General features: G+C 67.6%; 17 protein-coding genes. 12 read left to right on the plus strand and 5 right to left on the minus strand.

Annotated elements, in window-relative coordinates; genetic code table 11:
• Positions 1 to 318 precede the first annotated feature (318 nt).
• From DBV14_RS24980 to DBV14_RS24995, 4 genes are all read left to right on the plus strand, one after another.
• Positions 319 to 1290: an OmpA family protein gene (locus DBV14_RS24980; RefSeq protein WP_260397220.1), complete on the plus strand. Its 972-nt coding sequence runs from the start codon at positions 319 to 321 to the stop codon at positions 1288 to 1290.
• A gap of 66 nt (positions 1291 to 1356) precedes the next feature.
• On the plus strand, positions 1357 to 6174 hold the full coding sequence (locus DBV14_RS24985) for a CapA family protein (RefSeq protein WP_124463176.1): 4818 nt from the start codon (positions 1357 to 1359) through the stop codon (positions 6172 to 6174).
• Positions 6171 to 7127: a S9 family peptidase gene (locus DBV14_RS24990; protein WP_124463177.1), complete on the plus strand. Its 957-nt coding sequence runs from the start codon at positions 6171 to 6173 to the stop codon at positions 7125 to 7127. Before DBV14_RS24985 ends, DBV14_RS24990 begins: the two co-directional genes overlap by 4 nt.
• Positions 7124 to 8230, plus strand: a complete 1107-nt coding sequence (locus tag DBV14_RS24995) for an aldose epimerase family protein (protein WP_124463179.1) — start codon at positions 7124 to 7126, stop codon at positions 8228 to 8230. Before DBV14_RS24990 ends, DBV14_RS24995 begins: the two co-directional genes overlap by 4 nt.
• A gap of 4 nt (positions 8231 to 8234) precedes the next feature.
• Here the strand turns inward: DBV14_RS24995 and DBV14_RS25000 are convergent, their stop codons facing one another.
• Together DBV14_RS25000 and DBV14_RS25005 are read right to left on the minus strand one after the other, a co-directional pair.
• Positions 8235 to 8480 carry a DUF2798 domain-containing protein gene (locus DBV14_RS25000; protein WP_185546119.1) on the minus strand — a complete coding sequence of 82 codons (246 nt, stop codon included), beginning with the start codon at positions 8478 to 8480 and terminating at the stop codon, positions 8235 to 8237.
• Complete coding sequence (locus tag DBV14_RS25005; protein ID WP_124463181.1) at positions 8477 to 9346, minus strand: NmrA family NAD(P)-binding protein; 870 nt, start codon at positions 9344 to 9346, stop codon at positions 8477 to 8479. Before DBV14_RS25005 ends, DBV14_RS25000 begins: the two co-directional genes overlap by 4 nt.
• A 123-nt stretch (positions 9347 to 9469) precedes the next feature.
• Here DBV14_RS25005 and DBV14_RS25010 point away from each other — a divergent pair, with 123 nt between their 5' ends.
• On the plus strand, positions 9470 to 10402 hold the full coding sequence (locus tag DBV14_RS25010) for a LysR family transcriptional regulator (RefSeq protein WP_124463183.1): 933 nt from the start codon (positions 9470 to 9472) through the stop codon (positions 10400 to 10402).
• On the opposite strand, the gene DBV14_RS25015 is transcribed toward DBV14_RS25010, so the two are convergent.
• Positions 10399 to 11370, minus strand: a complete 972-nt coding sequence (locus DBV14_RS25015) for an SMP-30/gluconolactonase/LRE family protein (RefSeq protein WP_124463185.1) — start codon at positions 11368 to 11370, stop codon at positions 10399 to 10401. The two genes, DBV14_RS25010 and DBV14_RS25015, sit on opposite strands and share 4 nt — an antisense overlap.
• A 135-nt stretch (positions 11371 to 11505) precedes the next feature.
• Here DBV14_RS25015 and DBV14_RS25020 point away from each other — a divergent pair, with 135 nt between their 5' ends.
• Positions 11506 to 12309 carry an SDR family NAD(P)-dependent oxidoreductase gene (locus tag DBV14_RS25020; RefSeq protein WP_124463188.1) on the plus strand — a complete coding sequence of 268 codons (804 nt, stop codon included), beginning with the start codon at positions 11506 to 11508 and terminating at the stop codon, positions 12307 to 12309.
• 31 nt (positions 12310 to 12340) lie between these two features.
• On the opposite strand, the gene DBV14_RS25025 is transcribed toward DBV14_RS25020, so the two are convergent.
• Together DBV14_RS25025 and DBV14_RS25030 are read right to left on the minus strand one after the other, a co-directional pair.
• Entirely contained in the window at positions 12341 to 12838 is a 498-nt protein-coding gene (locus DBV14_RS25025) for a DUF4274 domain-containing protein (RefSeq protein WP_124463190.1), read from the minus strand.
• Between the two features lie 64 nt (positions 12839 to 12902).
• Entirely contained in the window at positions 12903 to 13862 is a 960-nt protein-coding gene (locus DBV14_RS25030; protein ID WP_124463192.1) for a LysR family transcriptional regulator, read from the minus strand.
• Positions 13863 to 14014: 152 nt separating this feature from the next.
• Here DBV14_RS25030 and DBV14_RS25035 point away from each other — a divergent pair, with 152 nt between their 5' ends.
• From DBV14_RS25035 to DBV14_RS25065, 6 genes are all read left to right on the plus strand, one after another.
• The gene (locus DBV14_RS25035) at positions 14015 to 15481 is read left to right on the plus strand and encodes an aldehyde dehydrogenase family protein (RefSeq protein ID WP_124463194.1); all 1467 of its coding nucleotides are present in this window, start codon (positions 14015 to 14017) and stop codon (positions 15479 to 15481) included.
• Between the two features lie 72 nt (positions 15482 to 15553).
• Positions 15554 to 16519, plus strand: a complete 966-nt coding sequence (locus DBV14_RS25040; RefSeq protein ID WP_124463197.1) for an ABC transporter substrate-binding protein — start codon at positions 15554 to 15556, stop codon at positions 16517 to 16519.
• Between the two features lie 138 nt (positions 16520 to 16657).
• Positions 16658 to 17728, plus strand: coding sequence for a multiple monosaccharide ABC transporter substrate-binding protein (gene chvE / locus DBV14_RS25050; RefSeq protein ID WP_124463199.1), 1071 nt, complete (start codon positions 16658 to 16660; stop codon positions 17726 to 17728).
• A gap of 8 nt (positions 17729 to 17736) precedes the next feature.
• Complete coding sequence (mmsA, locus tag DBV14_RS25055) at positions 17737 to 19314, plus strand: multiple monosaccharide ABC transporter ATP-binding protein (protein ID WP_124463201.1); 1578 nt, start codon at positions 17737 to 17739, stop codon at positions 19312 to 19314.
• Entirely contained in the window at positions 19301 to 20518 is a 1218-nt protein-coding gene (gene mmsB, locus DBV14_RS25060; RefSeq protein ID WP_124463203.1) for a multiple monosaccharide ABC transporter permease, read from the plus strand. Before mmsA ends, mmsB begins: the two co-directional genes overlap by 14 nt.
• Positions 20519 to 20525: 7 nt before the next feature.
• A complete protein-coding gene (locus DBV14_RS25065) occupies positions 20526 to 22049 on the plus strand; it encodes a sugar ABC transporter ATP-binding protein (protein ID WP_124463205.1) in 1524 nt (507 codons plus the stop codon).
• Positions 22050 to 22101 lie beyond the last annotated feature (52 nt).

Below are 22101 nucleotides of genomic sequence, written 5' to 3' on the forward strand. Positions count from 1 at the left end.
GCACAAGCCAAAGAATGACCCGCACCCGCCCCCGAACAGCAGTCGAGAACAAACCACAGCGCGACGACATTTACATCCGCGGTTCGCTGTTCTTACGAGTTTCTTCTTACGGCCATGACGAACGGCTTATTGACCGCCGCGTTACCCCACCGCTACCTTTGAATCGCGCTCTGTCCGGAGCGCGATTCGCATTGGAAAACGGAAAACAACATGGCTCATTCCACTTCATCGCCGTGGCCCGCCGGACCCGGCTTTCACCGAGTTCTCGGCCTCCGCTGGCGACAACGCCTGGCATGTGTCGCGTTGCTCGCGACCGTGGTGACCATCATCACCACCAGCACCGTCGCATCCGCCGCCGAACCGGCCAAGGACCATCCGCTGGTCGGGCGCTATGAAGGCGCGGTGCTCGATGCCTTCCAGTCCAGCGCCTACGACGAGGTCGGCCTCATTCGCGAGCCGATCCAGTACTGGGACAAGTCCAGCCCGAACTTGCTGAAAGTCTCGGGCAAGATCTTGCTCTACTACTACAAGCTGCCCGAAGGACGCTCGCTGCTCGAGGTGCAGCGCAACCACGAAGCCAGCCTCAAGGCCAAAGGCTTCCAGCTGAAATTCAGCTGCGCCACCACCGACGGCAGCTGCTACAAGAAGAACCCCGACCGCGAGTCCCCGTACACCGACGTCTCGGCGCTGGCCAATGCCATCGACACACCCGAGTGGCCGCAGATCGGGCGTGGGCGGCAGTTCGTCAGCAACTACTTCGACAACAGCGGCCGCTATCTGCTGGCGCAGTACGACGGCCCGGCCGGCACCGTGTACGCCAGCATCGCACTGGCAGAGGGCGCGCCAGGCAAGGGCAACTTCGCGTTCGTGCGCGTGGTCGAGGCGAAGGCGATGGAGTCCGACAAGATCGTTTTTGTCGATGCCGGCGCCATGCAGAAGGGGCTGGCGGAAAACGGCCGCATCAATCTCTATGGCATTCGCTTCGATCTCGACAAGGACAGCATCCGGCCCGACTCGCAGGCCACGCTCGACGAAATCGCCAAGCTCATGCGCGCCAATCCGCAACTGCGCGTGCAGGTGGTGGGCCATACCGATGCACAGGGCGAAGAGCCGCACAACGCCGACCTTTCGCGCCGCCGCAGCGTGGCCGTGATCGCGGCGCTGGCAAAGACCGGGGTCGATGCGCGGCGCTTCACGTCGCGCGGCGCGGGCTCGAAGGAACCGGTGGCGCCCAACACCACCGAGGACGGCCGGGCGAAGAATCGCCGGGTCGAATTGCTGCGCCTGTAAGACGCCCGCACTCATGGATTGAGGGGATGACAGGCCACGCGGCGGCCTGTCATCATTCGCGGCTGAATGAACCAAGAATCGCACACCCTCGCCGATTTGCTGACCCGCGCCAGGCAGGCACTGGCCGACCCGCAGGGCCTTCTTCCCGCCGCGTCGGCGGCCATCACGGCCGAGGCCGGGTGCGTCGTGTTCTTCGCCATCGGCGAAGGCGGCAGCCGGGCCCGCGTGGCGTCGGGCCGGGGCGACGACATCGAGGCGGCATGGCAACAGGCCGCCCGCGCCGTCACCGCCCTCGCCAAGCGCGCCGCACAACCGCCGCAGCGCCTGCGCGCCGAGATCGTCGACAAGGTCGAGGCCTTGAGCTGGGGCGCGCTCAAGGCGAAGTTGGCGCAAACCAAGCGCAACTACTTCAACCTTGGCATTGCCTTCGACGCGCGCTTCGAGGTGGCGCTGCTCGCGCAGGAAATGCACGGCAGCGCGGTGCTCTACAACGGCGAGGTCGACCATGCCGAGCCCAACACCGGCAACCTGCACCTGCACACCCAGCGCCGCTTCGGCCGCGAGATCGACTTTCCCACCGACGACGCCACGCCCGTCTGGTGCTTCACCACGCGCGCCGTGTACGTCGATGCCGAAGGCGCCTGGCCGATCACCGCCGAAGGGCAGGCGGCGGGCTTTCGCGCACTGGCCGGCTGGAACGCGGCACAGGTCCGCACGCTGATCGACGATGCCAGCGACTATCTGGCCGAGCAGGTCAAGCCCACGGGCGAGTTCCACTATGGCTGGTTCCCCTGCTTCGACCGCCTCATTCCCACCTACAACACGCTGCGCCACGCCAGCTCCACCTACGCAATGCTGGAGGCCTGGGAGCTGACGGGCAACGCGGTGCAAAAGGCGGCCATCGACCGCTCGCTGGCCTTCCTGGCCGGCTCGCTGATACGGCCCGCGCAACTGCCGGACGGCACGCTCGCGGCCTACCTGCTGGACATCGGCAGCGAGATCAAGCTCGGCGGCAGCGCGGTCTGCCTGCTGGCCTTCGTCAAGTACACCGAACTCACCGGCGACGAACGCTACAAACCGCTGATGGAGCAGCTGGCACTGGGCATCCGTCACATGCAGGACCCGCGGACCGGCAGCTTCGTGCACGTGCTCAATGCACCCGCACTCGACGTGAAAGACAAGTTCCGCGTCATCTACTACGACGGCGAGGCCGCCTTCGGCCTGATGCGGCTGTATGGCCTCACGCGCGATGCACGCTGGCTCGAAGTGGTCGAAAAGGCGTTCGAGCATTTCATCGCCGCCGAGCACTGGCGCGCGCACGACCACTGGCTGAGCTACTGCGTCAACGAGCTCACGCGGTACCGGCCCGAAACGCGCTACTACCAGTTCGGCCTGAAGAACGTGGCCGGCTATCTGGACTTCGTGCTGGAGCGCATCACCACCTTTCCGACGCTGCTCGAGCTGATGATGGCCGCGCGCGACATGGTGCTGCGGCTCGACGCCGACCCCGCGCTGCGGCCGTTGCTGGCCGAGCTCGACCGCGAGAAGTTCGACCGCGCGCTGGAGTACCGCGCGCGCTATCTCGCCAACGGCCACTTCTGGCCCGAGCTGGCGATGTTCTTCCGCAACCCCGACCGCATTGCGGGTTCGTTCTTCATCAAGCACCACAGTTTTCGCGTGCGCATCGACGACGTGGAGCATTACCTGTCGGGCTACGTGGCCTACCACCGGCTGCTGAAGGCGCGTGAAGCGCGGCAGGCGGAAGTGGCGACGGCAGCGGCGAAAGCAGTGAAGGCCGCGGGCCTGCCTGAGCGGGCCGCATCGGGCGATGCATCCGGCATGGGCGTGGTCGCGTGGGGCGGCGACGTCAACCTGGCGCGCCGCCAGCACTACCGCACGCGCGAGCTGGGCGGTGCGCACAAGGTGCTCGGCGATATCGCCGCGCTGCGCGATGCCGACCTGCGCATCGTCAACCTCGAATGCGTGGTTGCGACCACGGGCGAGCAGGGCGTCGAGAAAGACGAGGCCGGCCCGTACTACTACCGCGCGCGGCCCGAGATGCTGGCCGTGCTGACCGAGGCGGGCATCGGCATGGTCGCCACCGCCAACAACCACAGCGGCGACTACGGCCCCGAAGCACTCATCGAACAACAAGGCCTGCTGAATGCCGCAGGCATTGCCCATGCGGGCACCGGCCGCACGTTGGAGGCCGCGCTGCGGCCGGCCTTCCGGCGCGCGGGCGGCGTGCGCGTGGCGCTGTTCTCGCTCGACGCCACGCAGCCGCGCTTCGCCGCGACCGCCGGCAAGCCCGGCGCGGCCTGGCTGTCGCTCGACGACCCGGCCGCATGGACGGCCACGCTCGCGCCACGCGTCGAGGCCGCGCGCCGCGAGGCCGACGTGGTGCTGGTGGCGGTGCACTGGGGCGCCAACCTGGAGACCGAGCCTTCGCGCGCCGAGATTGCGGTCGGCCATGCCATCGTCGATGCGGGCGTCGATGCGGTGCTGGGCACGTCGGCGCACGTGCTGCAGGGCATCGAGGTGCATCGCGGCCGGCCGATCCTGCACGACGCGGGCGACCTGCTGTTCGACTCCGTGCGCAACGACTTCGGCAGCTCGGGCGTGTTCTCGCTGACGCTGGGTTTGCATGGCGTCGAGGAAGTGATGTTCACGCCGGTCGGGGTCGGCTTCGGTGTCTCGAAGCAACTCGAAGGCGAACAGGCGGACGCCGCGAGCGCGCGCTTCGCCGAACAGTGCCGCGCCCTGGGCACGCGGATGACGCCGATGCCCGGTGGCCGTTGCGCCGTGCGGCTGTCGCCGCCCGAGCGGCCCGTCGTCAAGCAGGCGCCCGATGCGGATGTCGCGTCGGTGGCCCGCTTGCCGCCCATCGTCGGTCCGGTGCGCGCGCCGCGCCCCGAATGGACGGTCGATGCCGTGCCGGCCGATGCGCTGATGCCGCCGCTGCAGATCGGCCCGATGCGCCTGCTGGGCCTGCGCTGCACGCCGCGCCAGATCGTCGGGCGCCGCATGCTGTGGGTCGAGTCTTTCTGGACCATCGACGAGCCGGTGGCGGCCGACCTGCGCGTGCAGTTCCGCGCGCTGCCGATGCGCAGCACCACCATGCCGCCGTGGGGCGAAGGCATGGACCACGACCCCTGCGACTGGATGTGGCCCACCAGCCGCTGGGAGCCCGGCCGTATCTACCGCGACCGCTACGGCCTGCGCCCGCCCCCGCCCCGTCCCGGCCTGCTCGAAAGCGACGTGCTGCGGCTCGAAGTGCGCGTGCGCGGCAACACGCCCGGCCTGCCCGCGCGCCTGCTGCCCGTGTGGTGCGGACTGCGCGTGCCCGACTTTCCGGTGCCGCTGCCCGAGCGCCCGGCGCCCGTGCTGGCTGCCTTGCGCCCCGGTGCCGGCCCGAACCCCGGGCCGCTCTGGACGGCCGCGCAACTGCAGCAGGTGACGGGTGGGCGCTGGCTGGTCGAGCCGCCGCAGGGCTGGTTCGTCAACTCGGTGGTGCGCGGTTCGAGCCACATCGCCATGCTGCCGGGCCCGGCGCTTTTCGTGGCTTCCGACTACCGCACGCTGGCCGTGCACGAGAGCTACAGCAAGCCGCGTCCGGACAACTGGGACCGCCACGCCGAACTGCCGGGGCTGCGGCATGCGCTGGCCGGCGCCATGGTCGCGCATCCGGTGGAAGGGCTGGACCCCGCCTTTCCGCTGCTGCAGGTGGACGATCCGATCCGCGCCCTGCTGGCACTCGGCGCGGCCGCGCGTGCGCGCTACCAGGGCCTGGTGGTGGGCGTGACCGGCACGGTCGGCAAGTCGTCGACCATCGCCATGCTGCGCGACCTGCTGCCCGAGGCCGCGCGCGTGCGCACCACCATCGACAACTACAACTCGCGCGTCGGCGTGCCGGCCATGCTGGCCAACCTGGCGGCCGATGCCGACGTGTGCATTCTCGAAATGGCGCAGAGCGGGCTCTGGATGGAGCGCGGACCCATCGCGCTGATGGCGCGGCCGCACGTGGCCATCGTCACCGAGATCGGCCTGTCGCAGACCCGCCAGGCATCGACGCTGGAGCTCACGGCCGAATTCAAGTCGCGCATTTTCCTGGGGCTGGAGCCCGGCGGCGTGGCCATCGTGGCCGACCACATTCCCTGCCTGGCCCAAGTGGTGCAGGCGGCCGCGCGCACGGCCGGCGCGATCTGGGTGGTGGGCACCGGCCCCGACGCCAACATCCGCGTGGTCGACACCCGGCCCGAGCCCGGCGGCGGTTGCCGCGTGCGCATCGCGACGGCGGGGCGCACCTTCGAATATTTCTTCCCCATCGAAAGCGCGGGCCTGGTGCGCAACTCGGCATTGGCCTTTGCCGCGCTGCTGGCCATGGGCTTCGACGGCGAGGCCGCCTGCGCGCGCATGCCGCACGTGCGGCTGCCTGCCTCGGTGATGCAGGTGCGCGCGCTGCGCACGCAGGGCGGCGTGCAGGCCACGCTGATCGACGACAGCTGGAATGCCGAAGTCATGTCGATGCGCAATGCCATGGACTTCGTGCGCAACTACCAGCACGCGCAGGCCGGGCCGGTGGTGCGCAAGATCGGCGTGCTGGGCCGCATCATCAACCTGGGCAACGAGGCCGAGGCCATGCACCGCAGCCTGGCCGTGCCGTTGCTGGCGTCGGGCATCCAGCACGTGGTGACGCACGGCGACGAGATGCGCTGGCTGCGCGAAGAGGTGCCGGCCGAGATGCTCGGCCCGCACTTCGACGACGCGGCGCAGCTCGCGGGCTACCTGGGCGACATCCTGCGCGACGGCGACCTGGTGCTGGTGAAGGGCGACCGCCAGCAGTCCGATTTCGGCGACGTCTCCGTGCTGCTGGAAAAGCTATGAAGGCGGCGAGCGCCGTCCGGCGGCATGCCCGCTTCGCGCTCGTGCTGCTGCTATTGGCGCAGGCGGCCTGTGCGCAGCGCACCGGGCCCGACGTGCCCGCGCCCTTTGCCGCGCCGGCGGAAGCGGTGCTGCACTGGAACCAGCCCGCCGTGCGCGCCAACTGCCCCGACCGCGCCGGCTACCTGTGGGTGCAGCCGGTCGAAGGTCCGGCCTGCATCCGCTACTTCGCGAGCGACGACATCGACGGCGCGCGCATGGCCATCGTGCAGTTTTCCGGCGACCGCGACAGCGTGATGGACCAGGCGCCCACGCGCATTCCCGGCAACACCGAAGCCCTGCGCACGCTCGATGCGCAACGCAGCCGCGACCGGGCGGGCGTGCCGTGGATATTTGTCGCGCGGCCCGGCACCTATGGCTCGTCGGGCGACCACCGCAAGCGGCGTCAGCCGGTGGAGTTTCATGCGCTCGACGCCGCGCTCGATGCGCTGATGCAGCGCCACAAGCTGCAGCGCATCGCGATCGTCGGCCACAGCGGTGGCGCCACGGCGGGTGCCGCACTGCTGACCATGGGCCGCACCCGCGTGGCCTGCGCCGTGCTGACCTCGGGCGCCTACGGCTTGCTGGAGCGCGCGCGCCTGCTCGGCCGCTCGAAAGACGGGCGCACCGACACCACCGGCAGCACGCAGTTCTACGACCCGCTCGACCATGTGGGCGGCATCGCGCGCGACCCGCTGCGGCGCATCGTGCTGATCGGCAACCGCGAAGACCAGAACACGCCTTTCGCGCTGCAGCAGCGCTTTGCCGATGCGGTGGCCAAGGCCGGCCACCGCATCGAGATACGCACGCACGCGGCCGAGGCGCCCGAATTTCACGACCTGACCGACCGTATCGGCCTGCGCACCGTTTCGCTGTGCGCGCGCGAAGCGTTGTTCCCGCCACAAGACCGACCATGAGCAGCAGCATCAGCCACAGCAGCCACCAAGCCATCACTTCGCGCGAATTCGGCCGCATGCCCGATGGCCGAGCCGTGACCGAATACACCCTGGACAACGGCCGCGGCCTGCACCTGAGCGCCATCAACCGCGGCGGCATCGTCACCGCGCTGCACGCGCCCGACCGGCACGGCCACGGCGCGAACATCGTGCTGGGCCTGCCGACGCTGGCCGACTACCTGAAGCCGCATCCGCACCTGGGCACCATCGTCGGGCGCTATGCCAACCGGATTGCCGCGGGGCGCTTCACGCTCGATGGCGCGGCGCACCAGGTGGGCCTGAACGACGGCGTCAATTCGCTGCATGGGGGCAAGGACGGCTTCGGCACGCGCTTCTGGCAGATCGAGCCGCTGACGCCGGAGCAGGCCGATGGAGACATCGCCATCGAACTGCGCTACACCAGCGCCGATGGCGAAGAGGGCTTTCCCGGCGAGGTGCAATTGACGGTGCGCTACACGCTGGGTGCCACGGCCAACACATGGCGCATCGACTACCGCGCCACCACCGACCGGCCGACGGTGCTCAACCTGAGCCACCACGACTACTTCAACCTGGCGGGCAGCGGTTCGGTGATGGACCACCGGCTGACGATTCCCGCGAGCCGCTATTGCCCGGTCGATGCCACGCTGATCCCGGTCGGGCTGGCCGGCGTGGCCGCGACGCCTTTCGATTTTCGCGAGCCGGTGCGCATCGGCGCGCGCATCCGCGAAGGCCATGAGCAACTGCTGCTCGCGCATGGCTACGACCACAACTGGGTGCTGGACCGAAGAGACGTCTACGACGCCCACAACGGCCTGGCCTTGGCGGCGCGCGTCGAACACGAGGCCTCGGGCCGCGTGATGGAAGTGCACACCAGCGAACCCGGCGTGCAGTTCTATTCGGGCAACTTTCTCGATGGCAGCCTGATGGGCACGGCGGGCGCGAGCATCCGGCAGGGCGATGGGCTGTGCCTTGAAACGCAGCACTTTCCCGATTCGCCGAACCGGCCGGAATTTCCGTCTACCGTGCTGCGGCCGGGCGAGGTGTTCACCAGCACGACCGAGCACCGCTTCAGCACCGTCTGACGCTTCAGCGCGACGGGCTCTGCACTGTCGCCGCCACGATCCGCCGCACCACCGGCAGCACGACCAGCAGCGAAGGAAACGCGGCCAGCCACGACACGCCCCACGCGGCCATCCACATCTGGAACAGGCCCGAGGCCAGGCCCACGCTCTTCAGGGTGGAGATGCCCGCCACGATGCACGACATGAAGATCGACAGCAGGAAGGGCATGACGATGCCCGCATAACGGGCCGGAAGTTTTCTGGTGTTCATGATCGGGCAAGCTCCTGGATGTAGTTGTTCAAGGTGCGCGGCGCGCGGCCGAGGATGGCTTCGAGCGTCAACGCGTTGCCGCCGAGCCCGTGCGCCGCGTAGTGCGCATGGACCTTCGACAGCAGGTGCAACTGGCGCGCGTTGTACGGCGGCTTCGTCAGCGCGGCCCAGTCGTCGAAATCGAGTTCCTTCGCCACCACTGGGCGTCCGAGCGCTTCGCTGGCCATCGCGGCGATCTCGGTGCGATTGAAGCGCCCCGGCGCGCACAGCTCGAAACTGCCATGGGCCAGCCGGTCGGTGGTCAGTGCAATGGCGGCAACCTCCGCGACGTCGCGGTAGTCGACGCGCGCGATGCGCGTGAACACCGGCCAGGGCTCGGCGAACACGCCGCCGCTGGCGATGGCGGGCCACGCACCCTTCAGGTTCTGGAAGAAGTTGGCGGGGTGCAGCACGGTGTATTCGAGGTCCGACTCGAACAGCGCGGTCTCGACCGGAACCTTGCTCGCATGGTTCGCGAGCGTGGCGTGGGTCGGCTGGATCACCGACGAAAAAGCGAACTTGCGCACGCCCGCCTGCTGCGCGGCCGCGACGAGGTTGCAGCCCATCCGCGCTTCGTCGGGCTGGAAGGCCGGGCCGATGTGGAACACGCCGTCGGCACCGTCGGCCGCGCGCAGCAGGCTGGCCGCATCGCGCAGGTCGGCCACCACGGCTTCGGTCGCACCGTTGTCGATGGCCTTGCGCGTGTCCTGCGCGGTGCGCACCAGCGCTCGCACCGTGGCGCCACGCGCGGCGAGCGCGGGCACGACGAGCCCGGCCACGCGGCCGGTCGCTCCGACCACCAGCACGGTGGGTCTGTGTTGTTTCATGGAATGATCCTTTCGTTTTGGCGAAAGCGGCCTGCGACCGCGATGCCTCGAAGATACGAACGGCGGGCGCGATCGGGAATCCACGCGCGCCGCCAAGGACCTTCATCCAGACCGAGAGAATCCATGGACCAGATTCAGGACATCCGGGCCTTCGTGGCCATCGTCGATCACGGCAGCCAGAGCGCGGCGGCACGGCATCTGGAGCGCTCGGTGCAGTCGATCAGCCGCTCGCTGAGCGTGCTCGAACGCAGCCTCGGCGTGCAGCTGATTCGCCGCACGACGCGGCAGTCGTCGGTGACCGAAGTGGGGCTGGCCTACCACCGCCGCGTGCAGGCCGCGCTGGCGGAGTTCGATGCGGCGGCCGTCGAGGCCAGCAGCCAGCTCGCCTCGCCGCGGGGCCTGCTGCGCGTGGCCGCGCCGGTGCAGTTTGCGCCGGCCTTCGTGGTGCCGCTGGTCGGCGCGTTCATGCGGCGCTACCCGGACATGGAGGTCGAGATCACGGCTTCCGACCGCTTCGTGGACCTGATCGAAGGCGAGCTGGACCTGGCCATCCGCATCGGCGAGTTGCCGGATTCGGAGCTGGCGGCAAAGCCGCTCGGCGAGCTTCGGCTGGTGGTGTTCGGCTCACCCGCCTACTTTGCGCGGCACGGGCGGCCTCAGCGGCCTGAAGACCTGGCCGACCACCAGTGCGTGGTGCGCACCACGCACGGCAACGACGCGAGCTGGCCCTTCACGATCGACGGCCAGCTGCGGCGCATCAAGGTGTCGGGGCGTTTTCGGGCCGACAACACCGCCGCGATCTATGCGGCCGTGCTGAGCGGCCTGGGGCTGTTCTTCACGCCGCTGTGGCAGATTCGCGACCTGCTCGACAGCGGGCAGGCCGAACTGGTGCTGACCGAGTTCGAGTCGCCGAGGATTCCGGTCCACGCCGTGTGGCCGGCGTCTCGCGGGAGCTTCGCGCGGGCCAGGCTGTTCGCCGATTTCGCGGCGGACAACCTGCCGCAGCTGGAGCCGAACGAGACGCGCGTGCCACGCGAGCCACGCGAGCGCGGTTAACCCGCGAACAGCGCCGCCGGCACGCCGGGGCTGCCGATGCGCACCGAGAACAATCCGCCGGCCAGCGGTTGCGCCGCCTGCTGTTCGGCCGTGAGGCTGTTGCGCGCCGTCGTGATGTAGAGCGTGCGCAGGTCCGCGCCGCCGAACGCGCAGTCGGTGACGTTGCTCGCGGGCAGCGCGATGCGGCACAGCTCGGCGGCGCTCACCGGGTCATGGCAGGTGACGCACGCGCCGTCCCAATGCGCGATCCACAGGCGGCCGGCCGCGTCGGTGGTCATGCCGTCGGGCAGGCCATCGCCCTTGGGGAAGCGGTGCCACACGCGCCGGTTCGAAACGCCGCCGGCCTGCATGTCGAAGTCGTAGGCGTACAGGTTGTTGAGCACCGTGTTGTTGAAGTACATGGTGCGGCCGTCGGCCGACCACGTGGGCCCGTTGGTCACCTCGAAGCCGTCGTCGTGCCGCGTGCAGCGGCCGTCGGCGTCGTAGCGGTAGAGCGCGCCGGTGGGCGCCTTGCAATCGAAGTCCATGCTGCCGCCCCAGAAGCGGCCGCGGCTGTCGCACTTGCCGTCGTTGAAGCGGTTGCCGGTGCGCTCGGGTTCGGGCTGGTGCAGGTAGCGCGGCGTGCCGTGCGCACCCGATGCATCGGAGGCATCGGAGGCATCGGAGCTGGCCGGGTCGAACAGCGCGAAGCCGCGGCGCAGCGTGACGATCAGGCCCGGTGCGGTCGCGCGCTCGGCGATGGCGGTGATCTCTTCGTCGAAGGTCCAGGTCTGCTGCGCGCCGGTGGCGGGGTCGTGGCGAAACAGCCGCGGCGTGAGGATGTCGATCCAGTACAGCGCCTGCTCGCGCACCGACCACAGCGTGCCTTCGCCAAGGTTGGCGCCGGCGGGCCAGATGCATTCGGGCGTGCCTTCGACGGAAGGCACGGGAAGGGCGTTGCTTGTCCTGCTTGTCTCTTGGTTTTTCATTGTTCTTTCCGCGTGATGCCGGGTGGTGTCGCGTGATGCCGCGTCATGTCTTCTTGACGCCGCGGATCGTATCAAGGCATATTGATAATTGAAATCAAACAATATGGCATCGATTGATATTGAATTTGCAATGTCATGTGCCAGCTCTTCTGGAGACCTTCCTTGAATTCCCCGAACAAGCTTGCCATTCATCCCAGCCTGCAGGGCCGCACGGTGTTCGTCACCGGTGGCGGCAGCGGCATCGGCGCGGCCATCGTCGCCGCGTTCGCGGCGCAGGGCGCGCGCGTGGCTTTCATCGACATTGCCGAGAGCGCGAGTGCCGCGCTGGCGCGGCAGATCGCCGAGGCCGGCCATGCGGCGCCCTGGTGGCGCGCCTGCGACGTGCGCGACATTGCCGCGCTGCAGGCGGCCATTGCCGATGCCGCCGCCGAGCTGGGCGACTTCGCGGTGCTGGTCAACAACGTGGCGAGCGACGACCGCCACACGCTCGAATCGGTCACGCCCGACTACTACGACAACCGCATGGCCATCAACGAGCGGCCCGCGCTGTTCGCCATCCAGTCGGTGGTGCCGGGCATGAAGCGGCTGGGCTTCGGTTCGGTGGTCAACCTGGGCTCCACGGGCTGGCAGAGCAAGGGCTCGGGCTACCCCTGCTACGCCATCGCGAAGTCGTCGGTCAACGGGCTCACGCGCGGGCTGGCGGTCGACCTGGGCCGCGACCGCATCCGCATCAACACCGTGTCGCCCGGCTGGGTCATGACGGAGCGGCAGGTCACGCTGTGGCTCGACGACGAAGGCGAGCAGGCGCTCAAGCGCAACCAGTGCCTGCCCGACAAGCTGATGCCCGAAGACATCGCGCGCATGGTGCTGTTCCTGGCATCGGACGATGCGCGCATGTGCACCGCGCAGGAGTTCACGGTGGACGCGGGCTGGACCTGAACAACAGGTCTGTTCGGTCCGCGCGGTCCGCTCAGTCGAACAGCGCCTCGATCTTCTCCACCACCTCGAAGGGCAGGCCGTCGTCATAGTCCTCGGGTTCGATGTCGACGAGCTCGGTGCCCACTTCTTCCCGCATGAGCGTGGAGACGGGGCGCACATACGGCTGTCGGGTGTCGCCGGGGCCGCCGCCTTCGGAGTGCTCCGGCGCGAACCAGATGCGGCCCTGTGTGTAGAAGCCATCGGCGTAGCGCTGCTCGATCAGCAGCAGGAGCCTGAAGGTGTCTTTCTCGTAGTCCTTCACCTCGTCCTCGGACGCGAACTGCACATACCCGGCGGCGCCCATGTACCAATAGATCATGAGCGCCGTGCCGCGGTCGAGCTGGGGGTTGTCGATCAGCCAGCGCAGCGCCGGTGCGTTGTCGTCGTAGTTGGAGCGGGCCACGTACACGTGCCATTGCTCGGGCGTGGCGCCTTGCAGGTACGACCGCACGATGCTGCGGATGGCTTGCGTGCGTTCTTCGTCGGTCATCGATCGGTCCTCGGGGTTCTTCCGGTTCAGTGGGTTTGGCGGGTTTGGTGGGTTCAGCCTGGGGTCAGTCCAGTTCGAGCTTGCGTCCGTAGACGCTCATGCTCGCGGTCTTCAGCGCCTTCATCATCACCTTGGCGGCGGGCGACAGCAGCCGGTCGGTGCGCGTGATGATGCCGAAGGCGTCCATGTGGCAGGGCATGTCCAGCGGCAGCAGCGACACGATGCCGTGCGACGCGTAGTAGCGCGCCACGTCGGTCGCCAGCACCGCCACCATGTCGCTCTGCTGCAGCATGCGCGTGATGAACAGCAGGGCCGAGCTTTCGATGGTGTTGGTCGGCGGTGCCAGGCCTTCTTCCTGGAACATCAGCTCGAAGCGGTGCCGCAGCACGCTGCCCGCGGGCGGCACGATCCAGCCGGCGCCCACCACGTCGCGTAGCGTGAGCCCGCTCACGCCGAGCAGCGGATGGCCGGGGCGCACCAGCGCGCACACCGGCTCCTCGGTCAGCGCCTCGTAGCGCAACTGCGACTTGTCGTGCTCGGCAAAGAGCCGCGCCACCAGGATGTCGAGCTTGCCCTGCTCGAGCCGCTCGATCAGCACCGGGCTGGTCTCGATCTCGAGCGACACGCGCAGGTCGGGCTGCTCGCGCTTGACCATGGCCACCGCGGGCGGCATCAGCGTGAGGCCGGGCGCGGTGATGGCGCCCACGCTCACATGGCCGAAGCGGCCGGCCTTGAGCGCGGTGAGCTCGTCGTGCGCCTGGTTCAGGCTGGCCAGCGCCACGCGGGCGTGGCGGATCATGGTTTCGCCGTACCAGGTGGGGCGCATGCCGCGCGGCAGGCGGTCGAACAGCGGCACCTCCAGCACGTCTTCCAGGTCTTTCAGCAGCTTGGAGGCGGCGGGCTGCGTCATGTTGAGCACCTGCGCCGCGCGGTGGATGTTGCCTTCCTCGGCCAGCGCCACGAGCAGCAGCAGCTGCCGCGTCTTCAGGCGGGCGCGAATGAACCAGTGGTTGTAGTTGGTCATGGCTCTTCTCTTGTTTTTGGAAACCAAGGGCTGATCGGGTTTTCCAGAATCCGGCGATCGATATGCATTTTGTCTAAAAAACGATTGGATCGATATCGATTCTGTTCCTAGACTGCCCGCACCCCACATCCAAGAGACAAGGTCGGCGCCCGGTGATTCATGGCGAGATCCATCAGAACGTGCGGCAGTACATCAACGGCCGCTGGGAAACCAGCGCAACCACCGGTGTGAGCGCCAATCCATCGGACACCAGCGAGGTGGTCGCCGAGTACGCACGGGCCGACCGCCGCCAGGTCGATGGCGCCATCCGCGCCGCCACCGAAGCCTTTCCGCACTGGAGCCACAGCACGCCGCAGCGGCGCGCCGACGTGCTCGACCGCATCGGCGCCGAGCTGCTCGCACGCAAGGACGAACTGGGCCTGCTGCTGGCGCGCGAAGTCGGCAAGACGCTGCCCGAGGCCGTGGCCGAGGCGGCGCGCGCGGGGCAGATATTCAAGTTCTTCGCGGGCGAGGCCTTCCGCAGCGGCGCGGGCGGCGGCGGCAGCGAGAACGTGGCCTCGGTGCGGGCCGGCGTGCAGGTCGACGTGACGCGCGAACCGGTCGGCGTGGTGGGCCTCATCACGCCATGGAACACGCCGTTCGCGGTGCCGGCTTCGAAGATCGCGGCGGCGCTGGCGCACGGCAACAGCGTGGTCTTCAAGCCCGCGGAGCTGGTGCCGGCCTGCGGCTGGGCGCTGACCGACATCATCAGCCGCGCGGCCTTGCCCGCCGGCGTGTTCAACCTCGTGATGGGCAGCGGGCGCGAAGCAGGGCAGGCGCTGGTCGACAGCGCGCTGGTCGATGCGCTGAGCTTCACCGGCTCGGCCGCCAACGGCGAGCGCATCCTGCAGGCGGCGGCCATGCGGCGTGCCAAGGTGCAGCTGGAAATGGGCGGCAAGAACGCGCTGGTGGTGCTGGCCGATGCCGACCTCGACCGCGCCGTCGATTGCGCGGTGCAGGGCGCCTACTTTTCCAACGGCCAGCGTTGCACCGCGTCGAGCCGGCTCATCGTCGAGGCTGGGGTGCACGACGCCTTCGTCGCCAAACTGCGCCAGCGCCTCAAGGCGCTGAAGATCGGCCATGCGTTGGAGCGCGGCGTCGACATCGGGCCGGTGGCCGATGCGGAGCGCCTGGCGCAGAACCTTGCCTGGGTCGACATCGCACGCGAAGAGGGGGCCGAGCACGTGTGGGGCGGCGAGGCGCTGCAGCGCGCCACCACCGGCCACTACATGAGCCCCGCGCTTTTCCTGGCCAAGCCCGCGCACCGCATCGCGCGCGAGGAAATCTTCGGCCCGCTGGCCTGCGTGCTGCGCGCCGACGACTACGACGAAGCGCTGGCGCTGTGCAACGACACGCCCTTCGGCCTGTGCGCGGGCCTGTGCACCAACTCGCTCAAGCACGCCATGCATTTCAGGCGCCATGCCGTGGTCGGCATGACGATGGTCAATCTGCCGACCGCGGGGGTGGACTTTCATGTGCCCTTCGGCGGCCGCAAGGGGTCGGGCTACGGGCCGCGCGAACAAGGGCGCCACGCCGCGGAGTTCTACACGACGGTGAAGACCGGCTACATGCTGGCCTGACCGGACGGGGTTTCGTTTCACCACACCAACAGTCAACAGCAAGTCCGCTGGACATCAAGAAGGAGACATCCCATGACCATGAATCGCCGCACCCTTAACACCGCGCTCGCCGCCGCAGCCCTGGGCAGCATGCTGCCCGTGTCCGTCTTCGCGCAGAAGAAGCTGGTGCTCGGCTTTGCGCAGGTGGGCGCCGAAAGCGAATGGCGCACCGCCAACACCGAGTCGATCAAGTCCTCCGCGAAGGAGGCCGGCATCGAGCTGAAGTTCTCCGACGCGCAGCAGAAGCAGGAGAACCAGATCAAGGCCATTCGCTCGTACATCGCGCAGAAGGTCGACGTGATCGCGTTCTCGCCGGTGGTCGAGTCGGGCTGGGAGACCGTGCTGCGCGAAGCCAAGGCCGCCAAGATTCCGGTGGTACTGACCGACCGCTCCGTGAGCACCAAGGACGACACGCTGTACGTGACCTTCATGGGCTCCGACTTCATCGAGGAAGGCCGCAAGGCGGGCCGCTGGCTGGTCGAGAAGATGAAGGACCAGAAGGGCGAGGTGAACATCGTCGAGCTGCAGGGCACCGTGGGCTCGGCCCCGGCCATCGACCGCAAGAAGGGCTTCGAGGAAATCATCAAGGCCGACCCGAAGTTCAAGATCGTGCGCTCGCAGACCGGCGACTTCACGCGCGCCAAGGGCAAGGAGGTGATGGAAGCCTTCCTGAAGGCGGAGGGCAAGAAGATCAACGTGCTCTACGCGCACAACGACGACATGGCCATCGGCGCCATCCAGGCGATCGAAGAGGCGGGCCTGAAGCCCGCGAAGGACATCACCATCATCTCCATCGACGGGGTGAAGGGCGCCTTCGAAGCCATGATCGCCGGCAAGCTCAACGTGTCGGTGGAATGCAGCCCGCTGCTGGGGCCGCAGCTCATGCAGGCGGTGAAGGACATCAAGGACGGCAAGACGCTGCCCAAGCGCATCGTGACTGTCGAGAGCATCTTCCCCATGGAAGTCGCGGCCAAAGAATTTCCCAATCGCAAATATTGAGCACTCCCCCAGGCTACGCGCACTTCGTGTCGCTTCGCCAACCCCCTCGCCGGGGGCAACACCTGCGGCCCGGCAAAGCCGGTTCCGCGGTGTTCCCCGAGAAACCTGCCCCTATTGAAAGACGGAGTTCCAAACGCCATGAAACGTAATTTCCTCAAGGCCTCGCTGGTCGGCCTGGCCGTCGTGCTGGTCGGCATCGCGCCGCTCGCCTACGCGCAAGACAAGGGCCTGATCGCCATCTCGATGCCCACCAAGTCGTCGGCGCGCTGGATTGCCGACGGCGCCAACATGGTCAAGTATTTCAAGGACAAGGGCTACAAGACCGACCTGCAGTACGCGGACGACGACATTCCCAACCAGCTCGCGCAGATCGAGAACATGGTGACGAAGGGCTCGAAGGTGCTGGTCATCGCGGCCATCGACGGCACCACGCTTTCGGACGTGCTGCAGAAGGCGGCCGACAAGGGCGTGAAGGTCATCGCGTACGACCGGCTCATCAAGGGCTCGAAGAACGTCGACTACTACGCCACCTTCGACAACTTCCAGGTCGGCGTGCTGCAGGCGCAATCGATCGAAGCGGCGCTGGGCCTGAAGAGTGGCAAGGGCCCGTTCAACATCGAGCTGTTCGGCGGCTCGCCCGACGACAACAACGCCTTCTTCTTCTACAACGGCGCGATGTCGGTGCTCGATCCGTACATCAAGAGCGGCAAGCTGGTGGTGCGCAGCAAGCAGATGGGCATGGACAAGGTCGGCACGCTGCGCTGGGACGGCGCGGTGGCGCAGGCGCGCATGGACAACCTGCTGTCGGCCTACTACACCAAGGACCGCGTCGACGCGGTGCTGTCGCCGTACGACGGGCTTTCCATCGGCATTCTCTCGTCGCTCAAGGGCGTGGGCTATGGCTCGGGCTCGCAACCGATGCCCATCGTGTCGGGGCAGGACGCCGAGGTGCCGTCGGTCAAGTCGATCCTGCGCAAGGAGCAGACCTCGACCGTGTTCAAGGACACGCGCGAACTGGCCAAGGTGACGGTGGCCATGGTCGACGCCATGCTCTCCGGCAAGACGCCCGAGGTGAACGACACCAAGACCTACAACAACGGCATCAAGGTGGTGCCTTCGTACCTGCTCAAGCCGGTGAGCGTGGACGCATCGAACTGGAAGGTGGTGCTGATCGACAGCGGCTACTACAAGGAAAGCCAGGTGAAGTGAGCGTAGCCATGGGAGCAGAAAACAAGAACGGCAACAACGACGCGCGCACCATCCTGGAAATGCGCGGCATCACCAAGACGTTCCCGGGGGTGAAGGCCCTCAGCAACGTCAAGCTGGCGGTGCGCGCGGGCGAGATCCATGCGGTGGTCGGCGAGAACGGCGCGGGCAAGTCGACGCTCATGAAGGTGCTGAGCGGCGTGTACCCCTGCGACTCGTACACCGGCGAGATCCATTTCGAGGGCGAGGTGCGGCGCTTCAAGGGCATTGCCGACAGCGAGAAGCTCGGCATCATCATCATCCACCAGGAGCTGGCGCTGGTGCCGCTGCTGTCGATTGCGGAAAACCTCTTCCTGGGCAACGAGATTGCGCACGGCGGCGTGATCGACTGGTTCGCCGCCTATGCCAAAACGCGCGAGCTGCTCGCCAAGGTCGGCCTGAAGGAGCTGCCGACCACGCTGGTGACCGACCTGGGCGTGGGCAAGCAGCAGCTGGTCGAAATTGCCAAGGCGCTGGCCAAGGAGGTGAAGCTGCTCATTCTCGACGAGCCCACCGCCAGCCTGAACGAGAAAGACAGCGATGCCTTGCTGATGCTTCTGCTGGAGCTCAGGCGCCAGGGCATTGCGTCGATCCTCATTTCGCACAAGCTCAACGAGATCGCCAAGGTGGCCGACTCGGTGACGGTGCTGCGCGACGGCGCGACCGTGGAAACCATCGATTGCCGCACGCAGCCGATCAGCGAAGACCGCATCATCCGCGGCATGGTGGGCCGCGACATGGAACACCGCTACCCGCAGCGCACGCCGAAGATCGGAGAGACGGTGCTGGAGGTGCGCGACTGGCGCGTGCACCACGCGCTGCACGCCGACCGCGAGCAGATCAAGGGCGTGAGCCTTCATGTGCGGCAGGGCGAGATCGTCGGCATTGCCGGCCTCATGGGCGCGGGCCGCACCGAGCTGGCGATGAGCGTGTTCGGCAGGTCGTACGGCCAGCGCATCAGCGGCACGGTGCTGATGCACGGCAAGCCGGTCGATGTGAGCACGGTGCGCAAGGCCATCGACCACGGCATCGCCTACGTGACGGAAGACCGCAAGGGCCTGGGGCTGGTGCTCGAAGAAGACATCCGCAAGAACATCAGCCTGGCGAACCTCGACGCGATTGCCGACCGCATGGTGATCGACGACGCACGCGAGTTCAAGGTGGCCAGCGACTACCGCAAGGCGCTGAACATCCGCTGCTCGGGCGTCGAGCAGCTGGTGGTCAACCTGTCGGGAGGCAACCAGCAGAAGGTGGTGTTGAGCAAGTGGCTCTTCACCAAGCCCGAATTGCTGATTCTCGACGAGCCCACGCGCGGCATCGACGTGGGCGCCAAGTACGAGATCTACACCATCATCGACCAGCTCGCGAGCGAGGGCAAAGGCATTCTCATGATCTCTTCGGAACTGCCGGAACTGCTCGGCATGTGCGACCGCATCTACGTGATGAACGAGGGCCGCTTCGTGGCCGAGTTCACTGCGGCCGAGGCCTCGCAGGAACGCATCATGCACGCCATCGTGAGCGCAGGAAGTACGGTCCATGTCGCAGCCTGAAGTCAACGCCGTGAAGGCCGCCGTTCCCGTTTCCGCGGCGGAGGGGCCGAAGCTGCACGCCGGCTTCCTGAAGAACAACCTGCGCGAATACGGCATGCTGATCTCGCTGGTCGCGATCATGGTGCTGTTCCAGGTGCTGACCGACGGCACGCTGCTGCGGCCGCTCAACCTCACCAACCTGCTGCTGCAGAACAGCTACGTCGTCATCATGGCGCTGGGCATGCTGCTGGTGATCGTGGCCGGGCACATCGACCTGTCGGTGGGCTCGGTCTGCGGCTTCATCGGCGCGCTGGCGGCGGTGCTGATGGTCGAGTACGGATGGCACTTCGTGCCGACCGCCATCGTCAGCATCGCGGCGGGTGCGCTCATCGGGGCGGCGCAGGGCTGGTTCGTGGCGTTCCGAAAGATCCCGTCGTTCATCGTCACGCTGGCCGGCATGCTGGTGTTCAAGGGGCTCACGCTGGCCTTGCTGGCGGGGCAGTCGGTGGGCCCGTTCCCGGTCGAGTTCCAGCGCCTGAGCTCGGGCTTCATTCCCGACCCGCTGGGCGGCGAGGCGTTGCGCACCACTTCGCTGGTGGTCGGCGCACTGGCCGCCGCAGCGCTGGTGTTCTTCAAGCTGCGCGGCCGCGCCAAGCTCACCGCGCACGGCATGGAGACGGAGCCGTATGCCTTCTTCCTGGTGAAGAACCTGTTCTTCGCGGCCGTCATCCTGTTCTTCAGCTACCTGCTCTCGACCTACAAGGGCCTGCCCAACGTGCTGATCGTGATGGCGGTGCTGATCGTGGTGTACGACTTCGTCACCAACCGCACCACCATCGGCCGGCGCATCTATGCGCTGGGCGGCAACGAGAAGGCGGCGCGGCTGTCGGGCGTGAAGACGCAGCGGCTGGCCTTCCTGACCTTCGTGAATATGGGCGCGCTGGCCGCGTTGGCCGGGTTGGTGTTCGCGGCGCGGCTCAACACGGCCACGCCCAAGGCCGGCCTGGGCTTCGAGCTCGACGTGATTGCCGCCTGCTTCATCGGCGGCGCGTCGGCCTCGGGCGGCGTGGGCCGCGTGATGGGCGCGGTCATCGGCGCCTTCATCATGGGCGTGATGAACAACGGCATGTCGATCCTGGGCATCGGCATCGATTACCAGCAGGTCATCAAGGGGCTGGTGCTGCTGGCGGCGGTGTTCATCGACGTGTACAACAAGAACAAGTAGGCAGCACATGAGCGAGAGCACCGCCTCCCCCGTGCTGGAACTGCGCGGCATCCACAAGCAGTTCGGCGGCATCCCGGTGCTGAACGACGTGCAACTGAAGCTGTACCCCGGCGAGATCCACGCGCTGATGGGGCAGAACGGCGCGGGCAAGTCGACGCTCATCAAGGTGCTGACGGGCGTGCTGGCATCGAGCGGCGGCGAGATGTACCTCGAAGGCCAGGCGATTCGCCCCGCGTCCCCGCTGGAGGCGCAGAAGCTGGGCATCAGCACGGTCTACCAGGAAGTGAACCTGTGCCCGAACCTCTCGGTGGCCGAGAACGTGTTCGCGGGGCGCTACCCGCGCTGCGGCATGGCGCAGGGTTTTCGCATCGACTGGGCCGAAGTGAACCGCCGCGCGGCCGAACTGCTGGCCCGCATTGGGCTCGACATCGACGTGACGCGCCTGCTGTCGAGCTATTCGGTGGCGGTGCAGCAGATGGTGGCAATTGCGCGCGCGCTCGGCGTGTCGGCCAGAGTGTTGATCCTCGACGAACCGACGTCGAGCCTGGACGACGACGAGGTGGAAAAGCTGTTCGAGGTGTTGCGGCGATTGCGCGGCGAAGGGCTGGCCATCGTTTTCGTGACGCACTTTCTCAACCAGATGTACGCCGTGTCGGACCGCATCACCGTGCTGCGCAACGGCAATTGGGTCGGCGAGTGGAAGGCAGCGGACCTGGGCCCGCAAGCGCTGATCGGGGCGATGCTGGGGCGCGAGCTGGCGGCGCAGTCGGCACGGCCCGCCGCATTGCCGGCTTTCGACGAAGCGGCGCCCGCGTTGCTGCAGGCCGATGGCCTGGGCCAGGCCGGGCAGTTGCAGGCCACCGACCTGCGCGTGCGCGCCGGTGAGGTCGTCGGCATCGCGGGCCTGCTGGGCGCGGGCCGCACGGAACTGGCGCGGCTGCTGTTCGGGCTCGAAACGCCCGACCGCGGCGTGCTGAAGATCGACGGGCGCAGCGTGAGCTTTTCGAATCCCGCCGATGCAATTCGCGAAGGCCTGGCGCTGTGCCCCGAAGAGCGCAAGACGGACGGCATCGTGGCAGAGTTGTCGGTGCGCGAGAACATCGCGCTGGCCTTGCAGGCCCGGCTGGGCACGCGCAAATTCTTGTCGCGTGCCGAACAGACGGCACTGGCCGAGCGCTTTGTCGCATCACTGGGCATCAAGACGGCGAGCGTCGAAACGCCCATAGGCCTGCTTTCGGGCGGCAACCAGCAGAAGGCCATGATCGCGCGCTGGCTCGCGACCGAGCCGCGCCTGTTGATCCTGGACGAGCCGACGCGCGGCATCGACGTGGCGGCGAAGCAGGAGATCATGGAAGAGATCCTGCGGCTCGCACGCGCGGGCATGGCGGTGATCTTCATCTCGTCCGAAATGAGCGAGGTGGTGCGCGTGGCCCATCGCATCGTGGTGCTGCGCGACCGCCAGAAAGTAGGCGAGTTGCCCGGCGGCTCCACCGAAGACGAGGTCTGCGAAATGATCGCAGCAACGACATGACCCGCCCCCCGCATTCCTCCCTCCCCTACCGGGGGAGGGCCGGGGAGGGGGC

It is taken from the genome of Variovorax sp. KBW07 (assembly GCF_003852515.1).
Taxonomy (GTDB): domain Bacteria; phylum Pseudomonadota; class Gammaproteobacteria; order Burkholderiales; family Burkholderiaceae_C; genus Variovorax.